Here is a 2,761-nt window from a genome sequence, read left to right on the forward strand (position 1 = left end):
TGATGCCGAGTTTTACCGTTCCGACTAACTTCTTTTGAGCCACAATTAGGGCAACAATTAATTTCTAATGTCATATCACGCTATGGCAAACACTTCTCTGATTATAGCTTGCTTCGATCCTTTCCTTCAGGGCACTACCTAAATACGAATGGTTAAAGAAAATTTTATAATTACCGAATGGCATACCCTCACACGACACAATTGCGAGAGTATTTTCTCGTCTCAAGCCGGAGCAATTTCAGAAATATTTTTTGAGTTGGATTCAATCTATTAGTTGCTTTAATCCAGGAGAGGTGATCGCAATTGATGGCAAAACTCTTCGCCATTCTTACTGTAGTTTAGACTAACCAAAGATGAGAACGGTGGCAAAAGAAGAACTAGAGCCACCGCGCCAGGAGAGAATGAGGGTGAAAAAGAAAACCTATCCACTCCTTAAATGAACAGTGAACGATTAAAGGACTTTCGTCAAGCAGCATATGAATTATTGGTGCAAGCTCTCGTATGCAACATTCGAGCTGATGGATTCAGTGATGACCACCAGAAATGCGTCATGTTTAGCGGAATTTTCACTCAATCCATTATTCAAGCGTCAATGGCAAGCGCATCTATGAAGCATTACAAGACTGTAGACCAGACCGAAAAAACTGATGCTGCTGTATCTAGAGCAATTACAGAAAGAAGCAGCCCCAACGGAACATATATTAGTAGCAATCGACCACACTGCATGGGGCAGACGAGATGCCAAAACGTTAAAAGACAGAACCCATGAATATCAGAGCGGCTGCATTGTGGGACAGGGGTACAGTACAATTGCGTGGATACCTGAAGCGATCGGAAGTTGGGCATTACCCCTGCTCCATGAAAGAATAAGTAGTGGGTCTTCACCCATACTTCAAGCAGCTTCCCAACTTAAACTTGTCTGTGAACAAAGCATCAATCCAGTATTAGCAGTCTTAGACCGAGAATATGGCAATGCAAGTTGGGTGCTAGCGCTAAAGCAAGCTTCCATTCAAGCTGATTGTTTAATGAGAGTCCGAAAGAATGCCTGAAGAGTGGTCAGCACCACCAGCCTATAGTGGTCGCGGTAGACCACCCAAACATGGGCAAAAAATGAGACTCAATGACCCAACCACATGGCTCCAAGCGGATACAGAGATTGAAATTGACGAACATCCAGATTTGGGAAAAGTCCGAGTCAGACAATGGATTGACTTGCATTTTTATCGCGCCCCTGGACAAAAAGTCAATTTAATCCTGGTGGAAAGAATGAAGCCCATGTCAAATGGTCAGCCATTTCCACCCTTATGGTTGGCTTGGGTTGGAGAACGAACTCTACCCAAGCGAAACTGTTTGGTTCAAATATTTACGACGCTTTGGAGTCGATCATTGGTATCGATTTGCGAAGCAAAGATTGCATTGGACATTGCCTAACTTGAGAACTCCTGAACAATCTGAACGTTGGAGTGATTTAATGCCGTTGATGAGTTGGCAACTCTGGCTAGCTAGGGATTTAGTGGTTGAGAATGTCTTACCTTGGCAATCTGCTACTATCAATTTAACCCCTGGACGTGTTGCCGAATCAATGTTTTCGCTTTTAGTTGACATTGGTACTCCCACAAAAATCCCTAAACATAGGGGAAAATCCCCCGGCTGGGAAAAAGGAAGGGTACGAACTAAGGCACCATGCTATCCTACCGTTAAAAAACGGGTTTCTCGACGCAAAAAGTCTTCAAGGTTAGCTATTTAATCTTCTACTTTTTGAGTTTTTTAGCAACAGCTTGCCTGAGATTCAAAGGTGGCTACTTTTAGCTGCGCTCATTTTTTAGTCTAAACTACAGTCATTCTAGACAAACGATGTAACCCACATTCCGCACTTCTGGTTTTGATGACTAAGGATTTTCATAAATTCATCGTATGAAAAATATTTTTGCCTACCTTTTCTAATTTTGGTATTATTATCATCAAATTTTGGCTATATACAATGAATTTAAATTAAGAGATATTTCCTAATATATTTATTTGTGATATCTCTGAGCCAATTTTCCATAAATTAGACACCAAAATTTCAGCAACATGATTGTTGCCTTGCTAATTATTTAGATTTATTCAATAATATTCTCCGGCTTGTCTTTGTATTTATCCATCTTCAACTATTAAATAATATCGACCGCAAACCTTTCCTAAGTAATTCAATATATCTCGGCGTTCCTGTGTTAAGTTGCTCACTTCGCTCCATCTAGATTGACTAAATGTACGGCTTGAAACATCTGAAATACCCACCGCATTGTCGGTTTATTTGTCAATTTCTTGACCTGGTTTCTGATGCTGGCATCTGCTGATTCTAATTCTTGCCTTAACTTCCTTTGCGCTAAGTTATACACTAGCAAAGATAGTCCCATTATCATAGCAATTGCTTCTACTCTTTCTGGTTTCTTTACGAATACGCTTGATGTGAAAAATAATGGGTCTTTCAAGAATCTAAATCCTCTTTCGTTACTTTGTTGCTCTTTGTATTCTTCTAATATTTGTTGGTTGGTTATTTCTTCTTTGTCTAAAATATTTGTAGCTAATATGAATCTCCCTGCTTTTATTTTCTCGGCTGATATTATTTCTGGTCTGGTTTCTATTTTGCCGATTATTTGATATTCTATCTTGTCTATTTTAGGGCTTGCTGAATAAGCCTAAAACCCTTACCTCAAAAGACTTTGACTCGCGTTCGGCGTTGACAATGTGTTAGACTATGAGCTAAAATTAGTCAAAA

General features: G+C 39.8%; 2 protein-coding genes and 2 pseudogenes. 3 read left to right on the forward strand and 1 reads right to left on the reverse strand.

Annotated elements, in window-relative coordinates; translation table 11 throughout:
- Positions 1–140: 140 nt before the first annotated feature.
- The 3 genes and pseudogenes from JGK22_RS32890 to JGK22_RS32900 all read left to right on the forward strand — a co-directional run.
- Positions 141–332, forward strand: a pseudogene (locus JGK22_RS32890) (ISAs1 family transposase); the annotation flags it as partial.
- A 315-nt stretch (positions 333–647) separates the two neighbouring features.
- The gene (locus JGK22_RS32895) at positions 648–1,049 is read left to right on the forward strand and encodes a hypothetical protein (RefSeq protein ID WP_293187208.1); all 402 of its coding nucleotides are present in this window, start codon (positions 648–650) and stop codon (positions 1,047–1,049) included.
- Positions 1,042–1,431: a hypothetical protein gene (locus JGK22_RS32900; RefSeq protein WP_293187210.1), complete on the forward strand. Its 390-nt coding sequence runs from the start codon at positions 1,042–1,044 to the stop codon at positions 1,429–1,431. Before JGK22_RS32895 ends, JGK22_RS32900 begins: the two co-directional genes overlap by 8 nt.
- 705 nt (positions 1,432–2,136) lie before the next feature.
- Here JGK22_RS32900 and JGK22_RS32905 read toward each other — a convergent pair.
- Positions 2,137–2,606, reverse strand: a pseudogene (locus tag JGK22_RS32905) (IS1634 family transposase); the annotation flags it as partial.
- Between the last annotated feature and the right edge of the window lie 155 nt (positions 2,607–2,761).

It is taken from the genome of Microcoleus sp. PH2017_08_TRC_O_A, from assembly GCF_020738665.1.
Classification (GTDB): domain Bacteria; phylum Cyanobacteriota; class Cyanobacteriia; order Cyanobacteriales; family Microcoleaceae; genus Microcoleus.